This is a genomic window from Tersicoccus phoenicis (assembly GCF_001968835.1).
Classification (GTDB): domain Bacteria; phylum Actinomycetota; class Actinomycetes; order Actinomycetales; family Micrococcaceae; genus Tersicoccus; species Tersicoccus phoenicis.
The window spans coordinates 1-303 of the sequence record NZ_MRDE01000087.1 but is presented as its reverse complement, the minus strand read 5'-3'; the positions used below and the strand labels follow the sequence as shown (position 1 = coordinate 303).

Genomic DNA, 303 nt, shown 5'->3' with positions numbered 1-303 from the left:
GGATCTCGCACAAGCGGGTCTGGCGGCTGATGCGCGAGGCGGGACTGAAGGGCCGCCACCCAAAGGCGTGGCGGCGCACCACGCTGCCGGGCGAGAACCCAGTCGGCGCCCCGGACCTGATCGGCCGGAACTTCACCGCGAGCCAACCGAACACCAAGTGGTGCGGCGACATCACCTACATCCGCACCTGGGACGGTTGGGCCTACCTGGCCACCGTGATCGACCTGCACTCACGCACCGTGGTCGGCTGGGCCATCGCCGATCACATGCGCACCAACCTCGTCACCGACGCCCTCGAAATGG

General features: G+C 68.3%; 1 protein-coding gene. It reads left to right on the top strand.

The annotated features are described in order from the left end of the window. A partial coding sequence (locus tag BKD30_RS15025) for a DDE-type integrase/transposase/recombinase (RefSeq protein ID WP_143588227.1) occupies positions 1-303 on the top strand: 303 nt, incomplete at both ends.